Origin of the sequence: Stenotrophomonas sp. (assembly GCF_050737075.1) — a bacterium.
In the GTDB taxonomy this organism is placed as follows: Bacteria; Pseudomonadota; Gammaproteobacteria; order Xanthomonadales; family Xanthomonadaceae; genus Stenotrophomonas.
Map to the genome: position 1 here is coordinate 1 of NZ_JBOHXV010000049.1, position 20,979 is coordinate 20,979.

Below are 20,979 nucleotides of genomic sequence, written 5' to 3' on the forward strand. Positions count from 1 at the left end.
GGGGTGGGTTTGCGGGACTGTAGAAAACATGGATGTTTTCTACAAGCCTACAAGGACGTATTCACGGCGTGTCCCGCCAACCCACCGCCGCCGGCCCAAACCAGAGACATTCGCAGACCAGTGCTCTCAGCAGCAATGCGTGAGCGCGCAAGAAGCGCCCACGCACTACCGTGTACTTACTTCACCACACCACCACTCAACACCATCGGCGTGGTCTGCAGCGGCTCGTTGGCCGAGCGCGAGAGCTGCAGTTCGTAGCGGCCTTCGGCGATCTTCCACTGCTTGTCGGCCGTGTCGAAACTGGCCAGCGCCTTGGGTTCGGCTTCGATGCGGATCCGGCGCGATTCGCCCGGCTGCAGCATGACCTTCTGGAAACCGATCAGGCGGATCGGCGTCGTGCTGCCTTCGGGCAGCTTCAGGTACAGCTGCGCCACGTCCGCGCCGGCCACCTTGCCCGTATTGCGGATGTCGACCGTGGCCACCAGCCGCTGGCCCATCGCCGTGTAGCTCAGATTGTCGTACTGGAACTGCGTGTATGACAGCCCGTGGCCGAACGCGAACTGCGGCACCAGGCCCTTCGCCGCGAACCACTTGTAGCCGACGTTGGCACCCTCGATGTTGTAATCGATCGTGTCGTCCGGCTTCTGCTTCGGATTGAAGCCCAGGCCGTTCACGTGCGGGCGCGGCAGCTGGCTGGCGTCCACCGGCCAGGTCACCGGCAGGCGGCCGGAGGGGTTGACCTTGCCCGTCAGCAGCGCCGCGATGCCTTCACCGCCCCGGATGCCCGGGTACCACGCCTGCAGTACCGCCGGCACCTGCTGCAGCCACGGCAGTTCCACCGGGCCGTTGGTTTCCAGCACCACCACCGTCTTCGGATTGGCCTTGGCCACCCCGGCGATCAGCGCGTCCTGCTTGTCGGGCAGCTGCATGTGCGGCAGGTCCACCGATTCGGCCGACCACTGCGTCGCGAACACGATCGCCACGTCCGCGGCCGCTGCAGCGCGCGCCGCCGCTGCCACATCGCGGCCGTCCACGTACTCGATCGTCGCGTCCGGCCGTTCCGCACGCAGTGCCTCCAGCGGCGACGACGGATGGAAGATCACCGGGCCCGGCCAGGTCGTCGGCAGCACGCCCGGCACCGCATTGGTGCCCTTCGCCGTCCAGCCCACCATCGACGAACCACCGCCACCGATCACACCCTTGTCCGCGTGCCCACCGATGATCACGATGCGCTGCACGTCCTTGCCCAGCGGCAGCAGATCGCCGGCGTTGCGCAGCAGCACGCTGCCCTCTTCCACCGTGCGCTGCGCGGCCAGGAAGCCGGCTTCATCGTCGATCGGCACGTGCTGCGGCGGCAGGTCGAAATTGCCGTGCGCGAACATCGTGCGCAGGATGCGCGCCACCATGTCGTTCAGCCGAGCCTGCGGCACCGTGCCACCAGCCACGGCCAGGCGCAGCGGTTCGTCGAAGAACACCGCCTTGTCGAACACCTCACCCGCCGATTGCTGGTCCAGGCCGGCCAGCGCCGCCTTCGAACCGCTGTGCACGCCACCCCAGTCGGACATCACGAAGCCGGGGAATTTCCATTCCTGCTTGAGCACCTCGTTCATCAGGTAATCGTGTTCGCAGCCGTAGATGCCGTTGATGCGGTTGTACGAGCACATCACCGAACCGGGCTTGCCCGCGTCCAGCGCGATCTCGAACGCCAGCAGATCCGATTCGCGCATCGCCTGCTCGCCGATCTCCGCGCTGTGGAAATTGCGCGAGGTTTCCATGTCGTTGAGCGCGAAGTGCTTCATCGTCGAAATCACGTGCTGGCTCTGCACGCCGCGGATCGATTCGCCGACCAGGCGGCCGGCCAGCACCGGGTCTTCGCCGGCATATTCAAAATTGCGCCCGTTGCGCGGGTCGCGCTGCAGGTTCACGCTGCCGGCCAGCAGGATGTTGAAGCGCTGCTGCCAGGCCTCGCGGCCCATCGTGGCACCGCCGGCAAAGGCGATGTCCGGGTTCCAGCTCGACGCGGTCGCCGGGCCCGAGGGCATCGCCGTGGCATGGTCGCCCTTGCGGATCCCGCCCGGGTTGGTCACGCCCACGCCGGCATCGGCCGACTGCTGCGACGGAATGCCCAGCCGCGCCACGCCAGGCACGAAACCGGCCGAACCAACCGCGCCTTCCGGCAACGGGCCGCCGTCCTTGCCCAGCCCGAAGTAGCTGTGCAGCATCTGGAACTTCTCATCCACCGTCATGCGTGCCACCAGCAGCTTGGCGCGTGCATCCGCGGTGAGGCCGGTGTCCATCCACGGCGTGTCACCGCCCGTGGGTGCGGTGTAGTCCAGCGTCAGCAGCTGGCCGGCAGTGTTCGCGTCGCTGCCCAGGCGCAACTTCACGGACTGGGTGCTGGCCGCGTTGAACCCCGTGCTGTAACCGGTGCCCTTGGCAATGGCGGTGAAGCCAGCGGCGGTCGCCGTATCGGCATCGGTGCCCAGCAGCACGGCCGGTGCGCCGAGGCGCGAGCCGTCCACCAGCGCCTTCACCGGCGCGGCAGCGGCACCGCTTGCCTGGGTGTACAGCGCCACCACGTTGCGGCCGTCATTGAGGCGCAGGTAGTTCAGGCCCGGCGCTTCCACGCCCGACTCGGCTTCCACCGGCAGCCGCGAAAGCACGATGCTGCCGCGCTGCTCGGCTGCCGCCGGATCGGCGCTGACGAAGCGGTAGGTGTAGCCCAGCTGGTCGGCCAGTGCCGCCAGCGGGTCCGGCGCATGCGCGGTGGCCGAGGTGTCGGCCGGGCGGACCACGTTGCCGATGGTCAACGCATCCACGTCCAGCGCCTGCAACTGCGCAGCGACGTCCTTGGCGTCCAGGTAATCGGGCGCCTTCTCCAGGGTCAGCACGGTAAAGGCGGCGCCACCGGCGATGGGGGCGGCGGCCAGTGCGGAGGCCGACAGCGACAAGGCGATGGCGGCCGTCAGGGCCAGGGGCTTTGTAATCGTTTTCATAAGCGGGCGAAACACCTTTGCTGACGCAGAAAATCCAGGGAGTCTTGCCGCAGAAGGGTGCAGCGCCGTCATGGCGGATGCCGAGGCGTTTCCGCAGCCGGCATCGGAACTACACAGGTGCGGCAGCTACGACCAGGCCCCTCCGCCCGTCGCTACAGCCACCCCACCTGCAGGGCGCCGTCACCGGCACCCATCCCGTGAAGAGTCGTCCACCGCGTTCATCCGTGTCAACAGCGCGTTCAGGTTCAGCCGAGCTGATCCGGCTTGATCACCTCGGTCTCGGCGGGCGCCACCGGCCGTCCGTCGGCGTCGCGCGGGAGCAGCGGCGCCAATGCCCGCCCATCAGCGATCACCTGCAGGTGCGAACGCGGTTCAGCCGGGTCGAACAGGTAGCCCTCGCCCCACTGGCGCAGCGCCACCACCAGCGGGAACAGCGCCTGGCCCTGCGGGGTGAGCACATAGTCGTGATAACGGCTGCCATCGGCGGCCGCCTGCTGGGTCAGCACATTGGCGTCCTGCAGCGCCTGCAGGCGCTGGCTGAGCATGCTGCGCGACATCCCCAGGCCGCGCTGGAAATCACTGAAACGGCGCACGCCATCGAACGCGTCGCGCACGATCAGCAGCGACCAGCGATCGCCGATCCGGTCCAGCGCGCGCGCCACCGGGCAGGTTCGGTTGAGGTCTTCACTCATGGGATCCTCCTGTGTAGTTTCATTTTAGAACCAAACGGCGCAAACTCAACTGGTTCTATTTTGAGACCATCAATGTCTGCCTCGCTCCCCCTGCCCCGCCTCGCCTCCTCGCTGCTGCTCCTGTTCGCCTGTGCCGCCGGACTGAGCGTGGCCAACGTCTATTACGCCCAGCCGCTGCTCGATGCCCTGGCCGCCGACCTGCACATCGGCGTGGCCTGGATCGGCGCGGTCATCGCCGCCACCCAGCTCGGGTCGGTGGCGGCGCTGCTGTGGCTGGTTCCGCTGGGCGACCGGATGGAGCGGCGGCGGTTGATGCTGCTGCAGACCTTTGCCCTGGTGCTGGCGCTGCTGTGCGTGGCGGCTGCGGGCGCGGCGCTGGGCTTGCTGCTGGCCATGCTCGCGGTCGGCCTGCTCGGTACCGCGATGACCCAGGGGCTGATCGCCTACGCCGCCGCCGTCGCCGCGCCGCATGAGCGCGGCCGCGTGGTCGGTGTTGCGCAGGCCGGGGTGGTGGCCGGCCTGCTGCTGGCGCGGGTGGTCGCCGGTGGCGTCGCCGACCTGGGTGGGTGGCGTGCGGTCTACCTGCTTTCCGCCGCCCTCATGGTGGTGACCGGCGTACTGCTGTGGCGGTATCTGCCAAGCCTGCCGATGCCGGCAGCATCGTCCCGGATATCGCTGCCTGCCCTGCTGCGCCGCACCCCGGTGCTGCGCCGGCGCGGCATGCTGGGGCTGCTGATGTTCACCGCCTTCGGCCTGTTCTGGAGCAGCATGGCCTTGCCCTTGAGTGCGCCGCCCTTCCGGTTCGGGCATGCCGCGATCGGTGCATTCGCGCTGGTCGGTCTGCTCGGCGCGCTGGCCGCCGCACGCAGCGGGCACTGGAGCGACCGCGGGCACGCCGACCGGGTGTCGCTGGGCGCCCTGCTGCTGTTGCTGTTGAGCTGGTGGCCACTGTCGGCGCTGCACGCCGGGGTGGGCTGGCTGGTGCTGGGGGTGCTGCTGCTCGACCTGGCCGTACAGGCCCTGCATGTCACCAACCAGAGCCTGATCCTGGCCGCCGCGCCCGCGCAGGCACAAGCCCAGGCGATCGCGGCCTACATGCTGTTCTATGCCGCCGGCAGCGGGTTGGGCGCGCTGGCGGGAAGCGCCCTGTATGCCGCCCATGGTTGGGGGGCGGTGTGTGGGGCCGGGGCGATGGTGTCGGCGTTGGCTTTATTCAGCGCGGTCATGGGTAAGGGGCGTCACACATGAACGACGACGCTATTAGCAATTTTGCTAATAGCGGGTAGCATGTCGCTATCGACCCTTTTCAGCCGTTGCCGACACCTTCATGCCCCGGTTTTCCGCCCGCGCTCACCTGTTCCAGCCCACCGGGGCGGTGCGCTGATGGGCGCCGTCATGGCCCTGGAACAGCTGCTGGAAAGCCGCCAGGTCTGGCGCGGGCAGCCGCGCGGGACCGGAACGGTGGCCGCCCACCCTACCGGACATCCCGCGCTGGATGCGCGCCTGCCCGGCGGTGGCTGGCCGCCGGCGGCGCTGTCGGAGGTGCTGCTGGCCGCGCCCGGCCAGGGCGAGCTGGCCTTGGTCTGGCCGACCCTGGCCCGGTTGAGCCAGCTGCGGCAGACCGTGGTGCTGATCGCTCCCCCGCACCTGCCGCACGCGCCCGCCTGGGCCGGGGCCGGCGTGTCGCTGGGCCAGCTGCAGGTGGTGCATGCCACGCCGCGCGAGGCATTGTGGGCGGCCGAACAATGCATGCGCTCGGCCGCCTGTGCCGCGGTGCTGTGCTGGCCCGGCCATGCCGACGACCGCGCGCTGCGCCGGCTGCAGGTGGCCGCCGAAACCGGGCAGTGCCTGGGCCTCGCCTTCCGTGACGCCCGTCAGGCACGCAATCCCTCTCCCGCGCCGCTGCGCCTGCAGTTGGACGCCGGCCAGGTGCGGGTACTCAAGTGCCGTGGCGGGCAGGCACCGGCGCAGCCGTTGCCGCTGGCCGTGGCGCATTGAGGCGCCGCCATGCAGTGGGCCTGCCTGTTGCTGCCTCAACTGGCGCTGGACGCCGCCCTGCGCCAGCAGCCGGATCCGCGCGCGCCGCTGGTGCTGGTCACCGGCCCCACGCAGCGCCGGGTGCTGCACGCGGTCAGCCCGGCCGCCCGCCAACTCGGCCTGCGCCGCGGCATGCTGCTGTCGGCCGCGCAGGTGCTGACCCGCGACATGCTCACGGTGGATTACGACCCGCGCGCCGAACAGGACACCCGCCAGCTGCTGGCCAGCTGGCTGTACGGCATCAGCTCGCAGGTAAGCCTGGCGTTTCCGCATGCGCTGGCCCTGGAAATCGGCGCCAGCCGCGCGTTGTTCGGTGACTGGCCCGCCATCGAACGGCGCCTGCGCGAAGGATTGAAGGAGCTCGGTTTCCGCCACCGCCTGGTCGCCGCGCCGAACCCGCACGCGGCCTGGGTGCTGACCCGCGTGCACGCGCAGCTGGGCGTGGATGCGCACGGGCTGGAGGCGGCGCTGGCACAGATCCCGATCGACCGCAGCGGGCTGCCGGCCGAGGCCGTCACGGTATTGGTCCGTTCCGGGCTGCGTACGCTGGGCAGCGCCTTTGCATTGCCGCGCGACAGCCTGGCCCGGCGCTTTCCCGCGCAGGTACTGAGCCACCTGGATGCGCTGCGCGGCATCGGCACCCTCACGCCGCTGCAGTACTTCCGCCCCCCGGACCGGTTCGATGCGCGCATCGAGTTCGAGTACGAGATCGAGTCCACCCAGGCGCTGCTGTTCCCGCTGCGCCGCCTGACCGCCGACCTGGCCGCGTTCCTGTGCTCGCGCGATGGCGGCGCGCAGCAGTTCGACCTGTGGTTCGAGCACGAACAGCATCCGGATACGCGGCTGACCGTTGGCCTGCTCGCCCCCGAACGCGATGCGGCGATGCTGTTCGAACTGGCGCGCAACCGCGTCGACCACCTGCGCCTGCCCGCCGGCAGCCGTGGCCTGCGCCTGCAGGCCGAGCACCTGCCGCCGTTCGTGCCGGCCGCACGTGACCTGTTCGACCCGCGCCCGCAGCAGGCGATGCCGTGGGAACAGCTGCGCGAACGCCTGCGCGCGCGGCTCGGCGACGATGCCGTGCAGGGCGTGGGGCTGCGCGCCGAACACCGCCCCGAGCGCGCCACCGGCCCCGGCGCCCCGGCGACCAAAGCCCCACCGCCCGCGCTGCCGCTGCGCCCCGGCTGGCTGCTGGCCCACCCCCAGCCGCTGTACGATCCGGACCTGCGCATTCTGTCGGGCCCGGAACGGATCGAATCGGGCTGGTGGGACGAGGACGATGTGCGCCGCGATTACTACGTGGTGGAAACCGGCCTCGGCCAGCGCGGCTGGGCCTACACCGCCGCCGGGGCGCGGCATGGGCCATTCATGCTGCACGGCTGGTTCGCATGAACACCGCCCTGCCCGACTATGCCGAACTGCATTGCCTGTCGGCCTTCAGTTTCCAGCGCGGCGCCTCCATCGCCGAGGAACTGTTCGCACGTGCGAAGGAACAGGGCTACCAGGCCCTGGCAATCACCGACGAATGTTCGCTGGCCGGCATCGTGCGCGCCTGGCAGGCCGCGAAGAAACACGAACTGGCGTTGATTACCGGTGCCGAGTTCCAGATCGAAGACGGCCCCAAGCTGGTGCTGCTGTGCACCGACCAGGCCGCCTATGCCGGCTTGTGCCAGCTGATCACCACCTGCCGCCGGCGAGCGCCCAAGGGCGAATACCGCTGCCTGCGCGAGGACTTCGATGCCCTGCCCGACAGCCTGCTGTGTTTGTGGCCGGCGCGTTCGCCCAGCGCGGCCGATGCAGCCTGGCTGCACGCGCGCTTCCCGCACCGGCTGTGGCTGGCGGTGGAGTTGCACCGCGGTGCCGACGACGTGGAGCGGCTGGAATCACTGCTGGAATTCGGCTACACCCACGACCTGCCACTGGTGGCCAGCGGCGATGTGCACATGCACGTGCGTCGCCGCCGCGCCCTGCAGGACACGCTCACCGCGATCCGCCAGCATTGCACCATCGCCGATGCCGGCTGGCACCTGTTTCCCAATGGCGAACGCCACCTGCGTACCCGCCAGGCCCTGGCCGCGCTGTACCCCGCCGAGCTGCTGGAGGAAACCCTGCGCGTGGCCGAGCGCTGCCGGTTCGATCTCTCCCAGCTGCAGTACACCTACCCGCGCGAGCTGGTGCCCGAGGGCCATGACCCGGCCAGCTGGCTGCGCGTGCTGGTGGAAGACGGCATGCGCTGGCGCTGGCCGAACGGGGCCAGCGCCACCCAGCGCAAGCAGATCGAACACGAGCTCGGGCTGATCCACACCAAGCAGTACGAGTCCTACTTCCTCACCGTGCACGACATCGTGCGCTTCGCCCGCAGCCAGCAGATCCTGTGCCAGGGCCGCGGTTCGGCGGCCAATTCCTCGGTCTGTTTCGTGCTGGGCGTGACCGAGATCGACCCCAGCCACATGGAACTGCTGTTCGAGCGCTTCATTTCCGCCGAGCGCGACGAACCGCCGGACATCGACATCGATTTCGAACACGAACGCCGCGAGGAAGTGCTGCAGTACGTGTTCAACCGCTATGGCCGTGAACGCGCCGCGCTCACCGCCGTGGCGATCAGCTACCGCGGCCGCAGCGCGGTGCGCGACGTCGCCCGCGTACTCGGCCTGCCGCCGGACCAGGTCAACGAACTGGCCGCCTGCCTGGACCGCTGGAGCAGCCATGAGCCGCTGCCCGAGGCCCTGCGCGAACGCGGCTTCGACCCGGACACGGCATTGATGCGGCGGGTGGTGGCGCTGACCGCCGAACTGGTCGATTTCCCGCGCCACCTGTCCCAGCATCCCGGCGGGTTCGTGATTTCCGAGCACCCGCTGTCCACGCTGGTGCCGGTCGAGAATGCGGCCATGGCCGACCGCACCGTGATCCAGTGGGACAAGGACGACCTGGATGCCACCGGGTTGATGAAGGTCGACTGCCTGGCGCTGGGCATGCTCACCGCCGTACGCAAATGCCTGGCGATGCTGGAGGCGCGCGGGGCGCGCGGCCAGGACGGACGCGTGCTGGCCATGGCGTCCCTGCCGGCCGATGACACGCCCACCTACGACATGATCTGCCGCGCCGATACGCTGGGCGTGTTCCAGATCGAATCGCGCGCGCAGATGGCCATGCTGCCGCGCATGCAGCCGCGTTGTTTCTACGACCTGGTGATCGAAGTGGCGATCGTGCGGCCCGGGCCGATCCAGGGCGACATGGTCCATCCTTACCTCAACCGGCGAAAGCGGCTCAAGGAAGAAGGGATCGAAGAAATCGACTACCCGCCCGAACTGGAAAAGGTGTTCAAGCGCACCCTGGGCGTGCCGCTGTTCCAGGAACAGGTGATGCAGCTGGCAGTGGCCGCGGCCGGCTTCAGTCCGGGCGAGGCCGATGCGTTGCGCCGTTCGATGGCGGCGTGGAAACGCCACGGCGGGCTGGAGCCACACCGCGACAAGCTGCTGGCCGGCATGGCGGAGCGCGGCTACAGCCGCGAATACGGCGAGCGCCTGTTCGAGCAGATCAAGGGCTTCGGCAGTTATGGCTTCCCGGAAAGCCACGCGGCCAGCTTCGCGCTGATCACCTATGTGAGCTGCTGGCTGAAGTGCCACCACCCGTCGGCGTTCGCCGCCAGCCTGATCAACAGCCAGCCGCTGGGCTTCTACACCCCCGACCAGATCCTGCAGGATGCGCGCCGCCATGGCGTAGCCGTGCTGCCGGTGGATGTGCGCCACAGCGACTGGGATTGCACGCTGGTGACGGCCACGCAGGCCGATGTCGTGCCGGGCATCCGGCTCGGCCTGCGTATGATCGACGGCTTCAGCGAAGCGGTGGCCGACGAGGTCATGCAGGCCCGCGCACGGCAGGCCTTCGACAGCGTGGCCGATCTCAGCCAGCGCGCGCGGCTGGACCGCCGCCACCAGGGACTGCTGGCCGACGCTGGCGCGCTCAAGGGGTTGAGCGGGCACCGCCACCGCGCGCGCTGGGATGTGTCGGGCGTGGAAAAGCCGCTGCCGCTGTTCGACACCGTCCGCGCCACCGCCGACCCGGTCGTGGCGCTGCCGGCGCCGAGCGCGTTCGAGGACATGCAGGCCGACTACAACAGCACCGGCACCACCCTGGGCCAGCACATGGTGTCGTTCATCCGCGCCGAGCTGCAGGCGCGCCGCTGCCAGCGCTCCGACGAACTGGCGCAGCTGCCGCACGGGCGCAGCGTGCGCTTCGCCGGGCTGGTACGCATGCGCCAGCGCCCGCAGACCGCCAGCGGGGTGACCTTCCTGACCCTGGAAGACGAAAGCGGCATGGTCAACGCGGTGGTCTGGCGCAAGACCGCCGACCGCCAGCACCGCGTGCTGGTGGAGGCGCAGCTGATGCAGATCGATGGCCGGCTGGAACGGGTGGATGGTGTGCAGCACCTGATCGTGCAGCGCATGCACAACCTCGACGCCCTCATCGACGGCGTGCGCACCCACAGCCGCGACTTCCATTGATCGACCGGCCGCAACCCGCCACGTAGAGCGGGGCTCTGCCCCGCTGAAAGACCGGGGCTCTGCCCCGCTGAAAGGCCGGGGCTCTGCCCCGCTGCCGTGACCGCAATCCGCCACACCGTAGAGCGGGGCTCTGCCCCGCTGCTGTGACCGGCTTCACGCTGGCGACAGATACAGACTTTCCCGACTGGTGTCGTGAATGCCGCTTCGGCTATCGTCGCTGCCATCCAAGGATCCGGAGCCGGTCATGTCGCGCGCACTCACCCTCACCACCCTGGCCGTGTCCAGCCTCGCGCTGCTCGTGTCGGGCTATACCGCCGTGCGGCTGCACCAGAGCGAGTCCGACCAACGCGTCATCACCGCCCGCGGCCTGATCATCCAGGACGGCAGCGGCCAGGCCCGGGTCATCCTCGGTGCCCCCCTGCCCGATCCGCTCAGCAAGGGAGTCTCGCAGGGTCCGCGTGCCTCGCCCTTGTCCGGCATCGCACTGCTCGGCGCCGACGGTTCCGAGCGTGGCAGCTATGGCACCGCCGATGTAGGCGACGAAGCCACGCTGACCCTCGACGATGCCAACGGCACCACCGAAGTCTTCAAGATCACCGCCAACCCCGACCGCGGCGCCACCCTGGTGATCAAGCACCAGAACAACACCGGCGCCATGCTCACCTCCTGGCAGGGCAAGCCCGAGCTGATCTTCCTCAACGACAACGGGCAGTCGCATTACATACGGCCGGGGACGGCTGCGGCGCCCTGATCCGCGCGCCGGGCGGTTCGTCGGCGTGCAAAAATACGTGCCGTGCCTGTTCCGGAATACGCCATGTCCATCGTTGCCCCCTCCTGGCCGCAGGCCACCTCCGTTGAGGACTTCCGTCGCAACCTGGACGCGGTGCAGGCGCGCATTGCCGCTGCGTGCGCCCGCGCCGGGCGCGACCCGGCCGGGGTGCGGCTGCTGCCGGTCAGCAAGACCGTGGACGAGGCCCGCCTGCGCCTTGCGGTGGCCGCCGGGTGCACCACGCTGGGCGAGAACAAGGTGCAGGAAGCCAAGGGCAAGGCCGAGGCGATGGCCGACCTGGGCGTCCAGTGGTCGGTCATTGGCCACCTGCAGACCAACAAGGTCCGCGACGTGGCCCGCTTCGCCAGCGAGTTCCAGGCGCTGGACAGCCTGCGCGTGGCCCAGGCACTGGACCAGCGGCTGGCCGCGGAAGACCGCGTGCTGGACGTGTTCGTGCAGGTCAACACCTCCGGTGAGGCCAGCAAGTACGGCCTGGATCCGATCGAAGTGGCCGATTTCCTGCAGCAGTTGCCGGCCTTCACCCACCTGCACGTGCGCGGGCTGATGACGCTGGCCCTGTTCTCCTCCGATGCCGAGCAGGTACGGCCGTGTTTCGTGCGGCTGCGCGACCTGCGCGACCGCCTGCGCCCGACCCTGCCCGCGGGCATCCAGCTGGATGAGTTGTCGATGGGCATGTCCGGCGATTTCGAAATCGCCATCGAGGAAGGCGCCACCGTGGTCCGGGTAGGCCAGGCCATCTTCGGTGCGCGCGCAACACCGGACAGCCAGTATTGGCCCACGCCAGCCGGTTGATCTGGGTCCGCGCGCAAGAACGCGCCGTTACCCCGACGGCGCCACCAACGCCTCCATATGCTTCGCATGCTCCACCGCCTGCGCATGCAACCACTCACGAAACGCCAGGAACCCCTGATGCGTTGACGAGCGCGGCGGATACACCAGCCAATGCGACCAACGCGTCTTCAGGCGGTGCGGCGACAGCGCGATCAACTGCCCCGAATCCAGCAGCAGCCGCGCCCGCGTCACCCGCCCCAGCGCCACGCCGAACCCATCCAGCGCCGCACGGTGGTGCGCCTCGGAATCATTGAGCATCGCCACATACCGCGCCGGCGCCGTATCGCCAACCAGCGCGAACCAGCGGTGCCATTCCCCATCGGGATCGCCCAACAGCGGCCACTGCGACAACGGCCGCGCGCCCACCCCGCCCATGCGTTCCACCAGCGACGGGCTGGCCATCGGCATCAACCACTCGTCGAACAGCGGCTCGGCATGCAGGCCGGTCCACTGCCCGGCCCCGACCCGCAGCGCGGCATCCACCTGCAGTTGCCGCTCGAAATCGGTCAGGCGCTCGCTGGACTCCAGGTTGAACTCGATCTGCGGCTGCGCGGCCACGAACGAACCCAGCCGTGGCACCAGCCAATTGGACGCCATCGACGGGAGCGCACTCACCGTCAGCACCCGGTCGTGCCGCGCCGCGAACGGCTGCAGCGCCTGTGCGATGGCATCCAGGTGCGGCCCCACCTGCTCCAGCAGGCGCTGCCCCTCCGGCGTCACCCGCACGCCGCGCGGCTGCCGCTGCAACAACGCATAGCCCAGGCGCTGCTCCAGCTGGCGCATCTGGTGGCTGAGCGCGCTGACCGTCAGGTTCAGTGATTCGGCCGCGCGGGTCAGGTTGCCCATGCGGGCGGCGGCGACGAAATTCTGCAGCGGCTGAAGCGGGATCCGGGACATGATGACTTGAATCCAGTTCAAGTGAGGGTTGCAAAACGATCGCTTTTTCGTTGCCCATCCTGCCCCTATCGTCAATTCCACTCAAGTGGAGGACGGTCATGAACATCTACGCTGGCTTGTTGTTCCTGCAGGGTCATATCGCCGATGCAGGGTTGGCGCGGCGGCTGGCGGAGCCGGCAGAGGAGGCGTTGGAGACCGAGGTGCCGGCGATCGATGTCGCTGCCACGCAACAGAATCACGTTCGGTGTGTGGACGGCGACACGTGCCGGCACGGCGCCGCCGTTTCCTGAGCCTAGGGGGCCGGGCTGGCGTCCGGCAGCAGCCGCGGCCGCCCCTCGTACCATTCGCGCGCGCCGGCCAGGTGCCAGCTGCGCTTGCCGCCGTCCATCTCGATGCCGGCGCCGAGCAGCCCCCAGCGCAGGTACAGGTCGCCGCGGCGCTGCGCCTGCTCCATATCGAGCCGCGCGCGCAGCGACAGCCGCGCGTTCTCCGCTGTCAGGTCATCCACCACCAGGTGTTCGCGGCGCCAGCGCAGGTGCCCGCTGGCCTGCACCTCGCCCGAATCGAGCAGGCCCAGCACCCAGCGCGGGTATTCGCTGCGCTGTGCGAACACGCCGAGCAGCGGCCCGGCATCGCGCAGCCGCAGGTCGGCCCGTGCGTCCACCTGGAACGGCGCCTGCGCATCGATATGCCCACTGCGCAAGGTCGCCTCGCCCCACCAGCCCGCCTTCGCCGTGTCATCGCCCACCTGCACATTGCGCAGGCTGAAGGTGGTGCCGCCCAGATCGAACTGGCGGCTGTCGAAGTCGGCGCGCTGCACGCGTGCTTTTACCTGTGCGTCACCACGCAGGGCCATGCCGGCTACCTGCATGCGTGCGCCGGTGCCGCGCAGGTCTGCCCGCCCCTGCCCGACCTGCCCGGCACTATCCAGCGTGACGTCGCCACTGAGCAGCCCGGTGCCGCCCAGCAGCCGCATGCTGTCATTGCCCACATAGCGGTTGTAGGCGGTGAGGTCCGGCACCCGGGCGTTGTCGAAATGCAGGCGCGCGCGCATGCCGTCGCGCAGCTGCTGCAGCCGCGCGTCACCGCGCAGGGTCAGCGCCATCGCCTTGCCATCGAACAGCAACGCCTTGGGTGCGTCCGTCGGCGCCGCACGGAACTGCGGAATATCCACCTGCAGCTCGGCCTGCGGCGGCGCCCCATCCACGATCCGTCCCACCGCCCGCGCCTCGCCCAGCATGCGCACGCCGGCCACCTCGGCCACCGCGGCCACCTTCGGCACATTCAACGTGCTGCCCGGCGCCAGCTGGCCGTCGGCGATGCGCAGATCGCCCTCCAGCAACCCACCGCCGTCCAGGTGGAACCACGGCTTGCGCACGAACAGGTCCGAAATCCAGTTCAACGACTCGAACTTCCACGCGCCACGCACCTGGCCGGACAGGCGCGGCAGCAGCTCGGCCGGTGCCTCGAACGGAATCCTGCGCCCGGTCACGCGCAGGTCGGCGTGCAGTTCGCTGCCGGTTTCCGGGTCGCGTGGCAGCCGCGCCTGCACCCGCATGTCCTGCGCCACGTCCAGCTGCAGCGACAGCAGGCCACGGTCGGGGGCGTGCACGCCGGCATGCACCGGCACCCGCCAGACCACCCGGCTGCCGGGCTGCAGCACGCCGCGGTCCATCACCACGTCGGCCTTCAGCCGCGCCTCGGCCGGCACACTGCCTACCTTGACGTGCGGACCGGCGGTATCGATGTTGATCGCCTGGCTGCGCGCATCCACCTGCAACTGCGCCCACAGAATGCCGAACTTTCGCAGGCCGGGCGCGTCGTCGCGATAGTGCCGCGGGTAGTGGAAGCGCGCGGCCAGATGCGCATCGTCGATGACGTTGACGCCGTCGTAGCTGACCGTGGCCTGCTCGAAACCGGCGGTGGAATCGAACAGCTCCGACGGCCCGCCGCGCAGCTGCTTGAGGAAACCGACCGTGCCGCTGCCCTGCCCGACCACCAGCAGCTTGCCGAAGCGCCCGCTGCGGATGCTGTCGCTGTGGATCGCATCGAAGTGCAGGGTCCAGCCGCGATCGCTGCGCGGCGGCGGCGGAATCGCCTGCTCGACACGCTCCACTTCCGATTCCACGCCGCTGGCGTCGATCCGCGGAATGCGTACTTCGCGCCGGAACAGCGCCGTCAGCGAGATCCAGGCGCTGGCCCGGTCGGCACGGAAGATATACACGGTATGGTTGGCCTGCCCGCGCATGCGGATGTTCCAGACCACCGCATGGCCCGGCAACAGGGTCAGGGCCGCGCCGGTCTGCATCGTGAACTTTTCAGGTTTGCGGTTGGTGACCGCATCGAACAACGGCGTGTTGAGGAACACGTTGCCGGCCACGAGGTACAGCGCATACAGCGCAAGCAACGACAGCAACGCCACGCGCCATGGCCGGGGCCAGCGCCGGACGCGCTCGGGAATCAGGGGCATGTGGATAGGTGACGAAGCACGAAGACGCGCTCACTATCGGCAATGCCCCGGTGTGACCGTGTGAATGCTTGTGCCGGCAGGCGATCCCGACGCTTCAGCCACGCAGGGCGTGGCTCTACAGCAATGCTCCGGCGTGGCTGTGTGAATGCTTGTGCCGGCAGGCGATCCCGACGCTTCAGCCACGCAGGGCGTGGCTCTACAGCAATTGCCCGGCGCGGCCGCGTGAACGGTGTCAGGGCGTGGCGTTACCCGGCGCGGCGCTCCGGGTCCCAGGCGGTCGGCTGCCACAGCTCGAGCTTGTTGCCGTCCGGATCGAGTATCCAGGCGAAGGACCCGTTCTCGTGCGTCTCGGGCCCGCTGACGATGGTCACCTCGGCCTGGCGCAGGTTCGCCAGCAACCCGTCCAGATCGTCCACCCGGTAATTGACCATGAAGGGCGCGTCGCTGGGACTGAACCACTGGCTGTCAGGTTCGGCCAGGGCCCAGACCGTGAGCCCGCCGTCGTTGGCGGTGTCGTCGGGCCAGCGCAGCACCGCACCCCCGAAGTCTTCCAGCGTCATGCCCAGGTGCTGCTGGTACCACGCGGCCAACGCGGCACGGTCGCCGCGACTCTTGAAGAAGATCCCACCGATTCCGGTCACCTTTGCCATCGCGATCTCCCCACGTGCGTGATGCCCCGGCGGGCCGCCGCGGGCTGGATGTGGCCGATCGTATGCGCATGGGCGCAGAAATGAAAACGGCAGGCCGGTATCCCGGCCTGCCGTTGACGGCTCAACATAGCAGCGCGATCAGAAGCGGAACTCACCGCCGAGGCTGATCGTATCCACGTCCACGTCCACGCCGTTGAAATCGGCCTGGCGGCGGTCGTAGTTCAGGCTCAGGCCCCAACGGCGGTTGAAGTCGTAGCCCAGGTTCACGCCGTAGTACGGCTTGGTCGAGCTCTCGTCGTCAATCACGTCGAAGTCGTCTTCGCGCACCTGCGCGGTCATGCGCGCGATGCCGGCGCGGGCGCCGACGAAGAAACCGGTGTTGTCGGCGCCAAAGTTCTTCTTGGCCACCAGACCCACGCCGATCGAGACCAGGTCCAGCTGCTCGTCGTAGCCCAGGTCCTTGTTGTAGAGCGAGCCGACATGGCCTTCGACGCCAATGTTCGGCGTGAACCAGTAGCCGCCGCCGAGTACGGCTGCGGTATCGGACTCGCTGGCGCGGTAGCCGCCGACGCGGACTTCGGTGTCGCTGCTGCCCAGCTCGCCGCGGACAAAGGCGTGGCCGGCCATGGCATCGGTCGACAGGGTGGCCAGCGCGATGGCGGCGGCCAGGGTCACGTACTTCTTCATTCAGATCCTTCCAAAAGTGGTCTGCCCATCTGGGCGGCGCCACTTTGCCGCGCATTCATGTTTATGTCAATTTTATGTTAATCGGATCTTCACGCCTCAGACGAAGACACCGCCACCACTGGACAGCAGCCCGCCTTATCGTTTATCAATAAATAGACGGCCATTGGCGGCCGTCCATTCCGGAGGCACCGTGGCACGCAGTACCGACCGACACTCCCCGTCGGGCGACATCACCCAGTTCACCCACATCGCCATCCGCGCCGTCATGGGGGTGTGCTGGATCGGCATCCTGGCCGCGCTCTGCGCCCTGCCCGTGGTGTATTTCGACCGCAGCTGGCTGCTGCAGGCCGCCGCGGTCGATGCCGCGCACGCACAGGCCACGCACCTGTTCGCCCACTTCGCGCTGGGCCTGCTGGCAATCATCGTGCTGCTGACCACCGGCCTGGTGTTCCTGCGTCATCTGGCGCGCTTCGTCCGCGCCGTCCTGGGGGGCCACCCGTTCGCCCACGGCCACGCCGTGCGCCTGCGCCGCATGGCCTGGCTGATGCTGGGCATGGAACTGCTGTCCATCGCGATCGGCCTGCACGCCAGCTGGATGGGGCCGGGCTTTGCATGGATGGAAGTGGGCGGCGGCATGTCCATCACCGGCCTCATCGCCGTGCTGATGCTGTTCGTGATGGCGCGCGTGTTCGACGCGGGTGCCGCGATGCGCGACGACCTCGACGGCCTGGTCTGATGGCGGTGGTCATCACCCTGGACCAGATGCTGCTCAAGCGCGGCATGACCCTGTCCGAGCTGGCCGTCCGGGTGGACATCACCCTGGCCAACCTGTCGATCCTCAAGACCGGCAAGGCCAAGGCCATCCGCTTCTCCACGCTGGATGCCATCTGCCGCGAACTGCAGTGCCAGCCCGGCGACCTGCTGGCGCATGACCCCGACAGCGTCGCCCCGTAACGCCCCCCTTTCGTAACCGAAGAGAAGACCTGTAATGGACTGGCTGGCTGACCCCAACATCTGGATGGGGCTTGCAACCCTGGTGGTGCTCGAAATCGTCCTGGGCATCGACAACCTGGTGTTCATTGCGATCCTTGCCGACAAGCTACCCCCGCACCAGCGCGACCGCGCCCGCCTGATCGGCCTGGGGCTGGCCCTGCTGATGCGGCTGGTGCTGCTGGCGGCGCTGGCCTGGATCATGAAGCTCACCGAGCCGCTGCTGGACCTGTTCGGCCACAGCTTCTCGGGACGCGACCTCATCCTGCTCGGCGGCGGCCTGTTCCTGTTGTTCAAGGGCACCATGGAGCTGCACGAGCGCCTGGAAGGCCGCGAGCACAATGAAGGCGGGGCCAAGGTCTACGCCGGCTTCGCCACCGTGGTGGCGCAGATCGTGGTGCTCGACGCGGTGTTCTCGCTCGATTCGGTGATCACCGCCGTCGGCATGGTCGACAACCTCGGCGTGATGTACGCCGCGGTGACGATTGCGATGGCAGTGATAATGCTGGCCAGCAAGCCCCTCACCCGCTTCGTCAACCGCCACCCCACGGTGGTGGTGCTGTGCCTGGGCTTCCTGCTGATGATCGGCTTCAGCCTGGTCGCCGAGGGCCTGGGCTTCAAGATTCCGAAGGGCTACCTGTACGCGGCGATCGCCTTCTCGATCCTGGTGGAGGCGTTCAACCAGTGGGTGCGCTTCAATCGCGAGCGCAATGAACAGCGCGTGCCGTTCCGCCAGCGCACCGCCGACGCCGTGCTGCGCATGCTTGGCGCCTCCCCGGCGCAACAGCGTGATGGCGATGATGCGCACGACGCGGGTACCGACGAAGAGCGCCTGGAACCGGCCGAGCAGGACATGATCCGCAGCGTGCTCGGTCTGGCCGAACGCCCGGTGTCCAGCGTGATGACCGTGCGTGCGGATGTGGAATGGATCGACCTCAGCCGCGGCCCGGAACATGCCATGGAACGCCTGGTGGCATCGCCGCACACGCGCATGCTGGTGGCCGAACGCGATCTGGACCAGGTGCTGGGCATCGTGCAGAGCCGCGACCTGCTGGCCGGCGTGCTGCAGGGCAAGCCGTTGCAACTGCGCGAAAGCCTGCGCGCGCCCGCCTACGTGATGTCCAATGCGAGCGTGCTGCAGGCGCTGGAGATCATCCGCGAGCACCCGGTGCCCGTGGCGGTGGCCGTCGACGAATACGGTTCGGTCGAGGGCCTGGTCACCGCCAACGACCTGCTGGCGGCCATCGCAGGCGACCTGGCCGACACCCAGGACGCGCGCTACGGCATCGAGGCGATCAGCGACGGCAGGTGGGAAGCCGACGGCGCGCTCACGCTGGACGACCTGCAGCGCTTGGCGGGCATTGCGCTGCCGCGCCAGCGCGGCTACCAGACGCTGGCCGGGCTGGTGTTGCAGCACCTGGATCGGCTGCCGGTCGAAGGTGATGCGGTCGAGCACGCCGGTTACCGCCTGGAGGTGCAGGCCATGGACCGCCGCCGGATCACCCGGCTGCGGGTCCACGCGATGCCCTGAGCCTGTCTTACTGCGGGGGCAGCTTGGCCACGACCTTGAACTCCACGTCGAAGCCGCTCAGCCAGGTCACGCCTACCGCGGTCAGCGTCGGGTGCGGCGCCTCGCCCCAGTATTCGGGCACGATCGCCCAGACCCGTTCCAGGATGCGGTCGGGGTCGATCATGAAGACCGTCACATCGACCACGTCGGCGAAGGTGCACCCGGCCGCGGCGAGAACCGCATTGAGGTTCTCGAACAGGCGATGCACCTGCGCCTCCAGCCCGGGTTCCGGCGAGCCGTCCTCACGGCTGCCGACCTGGCCGGACACGAACAGCAGGCCGTTGGCGCGCACGGCCGGGGAATAGCGGTAGCGCTGGTACAGGTCCTGCCGGCCGGGGGGAAAAACGACGTCACGGGTGGTCATTGCAGTCTCCAGGGGCCGGTGGCCCAGTGATGTGATGCCGTCACGGTAAGCGCCGCGCCGGCCCTTGATAAACGACCGCGACTGACCATCACTGTTTGTAGAATGCAAACAATTCCCCGCAGGAGTGCAGATGGACCGGTTCGATGCCATGCAGGCCTTCGCCCGGGTCGTGGAGACCGGCAGCTTCACCAGGGCCGCGCAGACCCTGCACATGAGCCGTACCACCGTGACCCAGCTGGTGCAGCAGTTGGAGGCACGGCTGCGCGTGCGCCTGCTCAACCGCACCACGCGCCAGGTCAACGTCACGGCCGACGGCGCGGCCTACTACGAACACGTCGCCCGCCTGCTGGCCGCGCTGGACGATGCCGAAACCAGTCTGTCCAGCTTCGCGGCCAGCCCACGCGGCCGGCTGCGGGTGGATGTGCCGGCGCCGCTGGCGCGCTTCCTGCTGGTGCCTGCCCTGCCCGGCTTCCATGCGCAGTACCCGGACATCCAGCTCGATCTGGGAGTCAGCGACCGAAACGTGGACCTGATCGACGAAAACGTGGACTGCGTGATCCGTGGCGGCGTGATTGCCGACACCTCGCTGGTCGCGCGCCACATCGGGGACCTCCAGGCCGGCCTCTACGCCGCGCCGCGGTACCTGGACACCGTGGGCGTGCCTGAGCATCCCAAGGCGCTGGAAGCGCCGCCGCATCGCATCGTCGGCTACCGCGGCTCGCGCCGCGCAGGTGCGATGCCGTACACGCTGCATCGTGGCGCGGAAACCCTCACCGCCAACGGCCACCACGTGCTGACCGTCGACGACGGCAACGCGTATCTTGAAGCCGGCGTGGCCGGGCTGGGCGTGCTGTGGCTGCCCGATTATGTGGCCGCCGCGCATGCGCAGCGCGGTGAACTGCTGCGGGTCCTCACCGACTGGCAGGTGGCGCCCATGCCGCTGCACATCGCGTTCCGCCCCAACCGCCACGTCAGCGCCAAGCTGCGCGCGTTCGTCGATTGGGTGGCAGCATTGATGGCCGAGCACGTGCCGGTGATCGGGCGCTAACCCTGCGTCGCGTTGCGGCGCGGCAGCGGCGCGATCACCAGCGCGTCGCCGGTGCACACATCCACATCGCGATAGATTGCCGTGCGGCCGTTGCGGAACTGCAGGCGCAGGTCGAAACGGCAGCCGCTATCGGCCAGACGCACGGTGGTGGTGTCGCCGCCGCCGGCCAGCATGTCGATGGCGCGCGGTTCGAACGTCGCCTCGCCGGCGGGGGCCACCGCGACGGCGACCACGCTGTCATGCGCTCGGTTGATCAGGGAGAGGTAGCGCGCCTCTTCCGCCTGGGCGGTGGTGGCACACAGCAGCGCGGCGATCAGGGCAGGACGAATCAGCTTCATGGCAACGGCTCCGGCAGTTGAGGTTGCCTGCATCACGCGCCCTGCCGCGTGGGGCCGCCACCGATCCGGGACGAATCGTCGCCGTGGCGGGACCAATCGTAATGGGCCCTCATGGCG

Annotated in this window: 19 protein-coding genes; 11 read left to right on the plus strand and 8 right to left on the minus strand. The window is 68.8% G+C overall.

The annotated features are described in order from the left end of the window. Positions 1–176: 176 nt before the first annotated feature. Together ACREPD_RS12790 and ACREPD_RS12795 are read right to left on the minus strand one after the other, a co-directional pair. The gene (locus tag ACREPD_RS12790; protein ID WP_431599690.1) at positions 177–2,996 is read right to left on the minus strand and encodes a beta-glucosidase; all 2,820 of its coding nucleotides are present in this window, start codon (positions 2,994–2,996) and stop codon (positions 177–179) included. Positions 2,997–3,241: 245 nt separating this feature from the next. Next, positions 3,242–3,688: a winged helix-turn-helix transcriptional regulator gene (locus tag ACREPD_RS12795; RefSeq protein WP_431599691.1), complete on the minus strand. Its 447-nt coding sequence runs from the start codon at positions 3,686–3,688 to the stop codon at positions 3,242–3,244. A 72-nt stretch (positions 3,689–3,760) separates the two neighbouring features. On the opposite strand from ACREPD_RS12795, the gene ACREPD_RS12800 reads away from it, so the two are divergent. The 6 genes from ACREPD_RS12800 (at position 3,761) to ACREPD_RS12825 (ending at position 11,809) form a co-directional block, all read left to right on the plus strand. Continuing rightward, entirely contained in the window at positions 3,761–4,936 is a 1,176-nt protein-coding gene (locus ACREPD_RS12800; RefSeq protein WP_431599692.1) for an MFS transporter, read from the plus strand. Positions 4,937–5,071: 135 nt separating this feature from the next. Further along, positions 5,072–5,686: a translesion DNA synthesis-associated protein ImuA gene (imuA, locus tag ACREPD_RS12805; protein WP_431599693.1), complete on the plus strand. Its 615-nt coding sequence runs from the start codon at positions 5,072–5,074 to the stop codon at positions 5,684–5,686. A 9-nt stretch (positions 5,687–5,695) separates the two neighbouring features. Then, entirely contained in the window at positions 5,696–7,114 is a 1,419-nt protein-coding gene (locus ACREPD_RS12810; protein WP_431599694.1) for a Y-family DNA polymerase, read from the plus strand. Further along, on the plus strand, positions 7,111–10,227 hold the full coding sequence (locus ACREPD_RS12815; RefSeq protein WP_431599695.1) for an error-prone DNA polymerase: 3,117 nt from the start codon (positions 7,111–7,113) through the stop codon (positions 10,225–10,227). The genes ACREPD_RS12810 and ACREPD_RS12815 overlap by 4 nt, the downstream gene beginning before the upstream one ends. 244 nt (positions 10,228–10,471) lie before the next feature. Next, positions 10,472–10,978, plus strand: a complete 507-nt coding sequence (locus ACREPD_RS12820) for a hypothetical protein (protein ID WP_431599696.1) — start codon at positions 10,472–10,474, stop codon at positions 10,976–10,978. A 63-nt stretch (positions 10,979–11,041) separates the two neighbouring features. After that, the gene (locus ACREPD_RS12825) at positions 11,042–11,809 is read left to right on the plus strand and encodes a YggS family pyridoxal phosphate-dependent enzyme (protein ID WP_431599697.1); all 768 of its coding nucleotides are present in this window, start codon (positions 11,042–11,044) and stop codon (positions 11,807–11,809) included. A 27-nt stretch (positions 11,810–11,836) separates the two neighbouring features. Here ACREPD_RS12825 and ACREPD_RS12830 read toward each other — a convergent pair whose 3' ends face one another. Continuing rightward, positions 11,837–12,745 carry a LysR substrate-binding domain-containing protein gene (locus tag ACREPD_RS12830; protein WP_431599698.1) on the minus strand — a complete coding sequence of 303 codons (909 nt, stop codon included), beginning with the start codon at positions 12,743–12,745 and terminating at the stop codon, positions 11,837–11,839. A gap of 98 nt (positions 12,746–12,843) precedes the next feature. On the opposite strand from ACREPD_RS12830, the gene ACREPD_RS12835 reads away from it, so the two are divergent. Next, the gene (locus ACREPD_RS12835) at positions 12,844–13,035 is read left to right on the plus strand and encodes a hypothetical protein (protein ID WP_431599699.1); all 192 of its coding nucleotides are present in this window, start codon (positions 12,844–12,846) and stop codon (positions 13,033–13,035) included. A 2-nt stretch (positions 13,036–13,037) separates the two neighbouring features. Here ACREPD_RS12835 and ACREPD_RS12840 read toward each other — a convergent pair whose 3' ends face one another. The 3 genes from ACREPD_RS12840 to ACREPD_RS12850 all read right to left on the minus strand — a co-directional run bounded on the left by ACREPD_RS12840 (position 13,038) and on the right by ACREPD_RS12850 (position 16,552). Next, positions 13,038–15,215 (minus strand): hypothetical protein, encoded by a 2,178-nt coding sequence (locus ACREPD_RS12840; protein ID WP_431599700.1) that lies wholly within the window; start codon positions 15,213–15,215, stop codon positions 13,038–13,040. A 245-nt stretch (positions 15,216–15,460) separates the two neighbouring features. Next, positions 15,461–15,865: a VOC family protein gene (locus tag ACREPD_RS12845; protein ID WP_431599701.1), complete on the minus strand. Its 405-nt coding sequence runs from the start codon at positions 15,863–15,865 to the stop codon at positions 15,461–15,463. A 138-nt stretch (positions 15,866–16,003) separates the two neighbouring features. Then, the gene (locus ACREPD_RS12850) at positions 16,004–16,552 is read right to left on the minus strand and encodes an acyloxyacyl hydrolase (protein ID WP_431599702.1); all 549 of its coding nucleotides are present in this window, start codon (positions 16,550–16,552) and stop codon (positions 16,004–16,006) included. Between the two features lie 271 nt (positions 16,553–16,823). On the opposite strand from ACREPD_RS12850, the gene ACREPD_RS12855 reads away from it, so the two are divergent. The 3 genes from ACREPD_RS12855 to ACREPD_RS12865 are packed head-to-tail and all read left to right on the plus strand — an operon-like array spanning position 16,824 to position 19,073. Then, on the plus strand, positions 16,824–17,288 hold the full coding sequence (locus ACREPD_RS12855; protein WP_431599720.1) for a DUF2975 domain-containing protein: 465 nt from the start codon (positions 16,824–16,826) through the stop codon (positions 17,286–17,288). Then, positions 17,288–17,506, plus strand: coding sequence for a helix-turn-helix domain-containing protein (locus tag ACREPD_RS12860; protein ID WP_431599703.1), 219 nt, complete (start codon positions 17,288–17,290; stop codon positions 17,504–17,506). The genes ACREPD_RS12855 and ACREPD_RS12860 overlap by 1 nt, the downstream gene beginning before the upstream one ends. Positions 17,507–17,540: 34 nt before the next feature. Then, entirely contained in the window at positions 17,541–19,073 is a 1,533-nt protein-coding gene (locus ACREPD_RS12865) for a TerC family protein (RefSeq protein ID WP_431599704.1), read from the plus strand. 7 nt (positions 19,074–19,080) lie between these two features. On the opposite strand, the gene ACREPD_RS12870 is transcribed toward ACREPD_RS12865, so the two are convergent. After that, complete coding sequence (locus ACREPD_RS12870; protein WP_431599705.1) at positions 19,081–19,476, minus strand: RidA family protein; 396 nt, start codon at positions 19,474–19,476, stop codon at positions 19,081–19,083. A gap of 130 nt (positions 19,477–19,606) precedes the next feature. Between ACREPD_RS12870 and ACREPD_RS12875 the strand changes: the two genes are divergently transcribed. Then, positions 19,607–20,524 carry a LysR substrate-binding domain-containing protein gene (locus ACREPD_RS12875; RefSeq protein ID WP_431599706.1) on the plus strand — a complete coding sequence of 306 codons (918 nt, stop codon included), beginning with the start codon at positions 19,607–19,609 and terminating at the stop codon, positions 20,522–20,524. On the opposite strand, the gene ACREPD_RS12880 is transcribed toward ACREPD_RS12875, so the two are convergent. Then, positions 20,521–20,862, minus strand: coding sequence for a hypothetical protein (locus ACREPD_RS12880; RefSeq protein ID WP_431599707.1), 342 nt, complete (start codon positions 20,860–20,862; stop codon positions 20,521–20,523). The two genes, ACREPD_RS12875 and ACREPD_RS12880, sit on opposite strands and share 4 nt — an antisense overlap. Positions 20,863–20,979 lie beyond the last annotated feature (117 nt).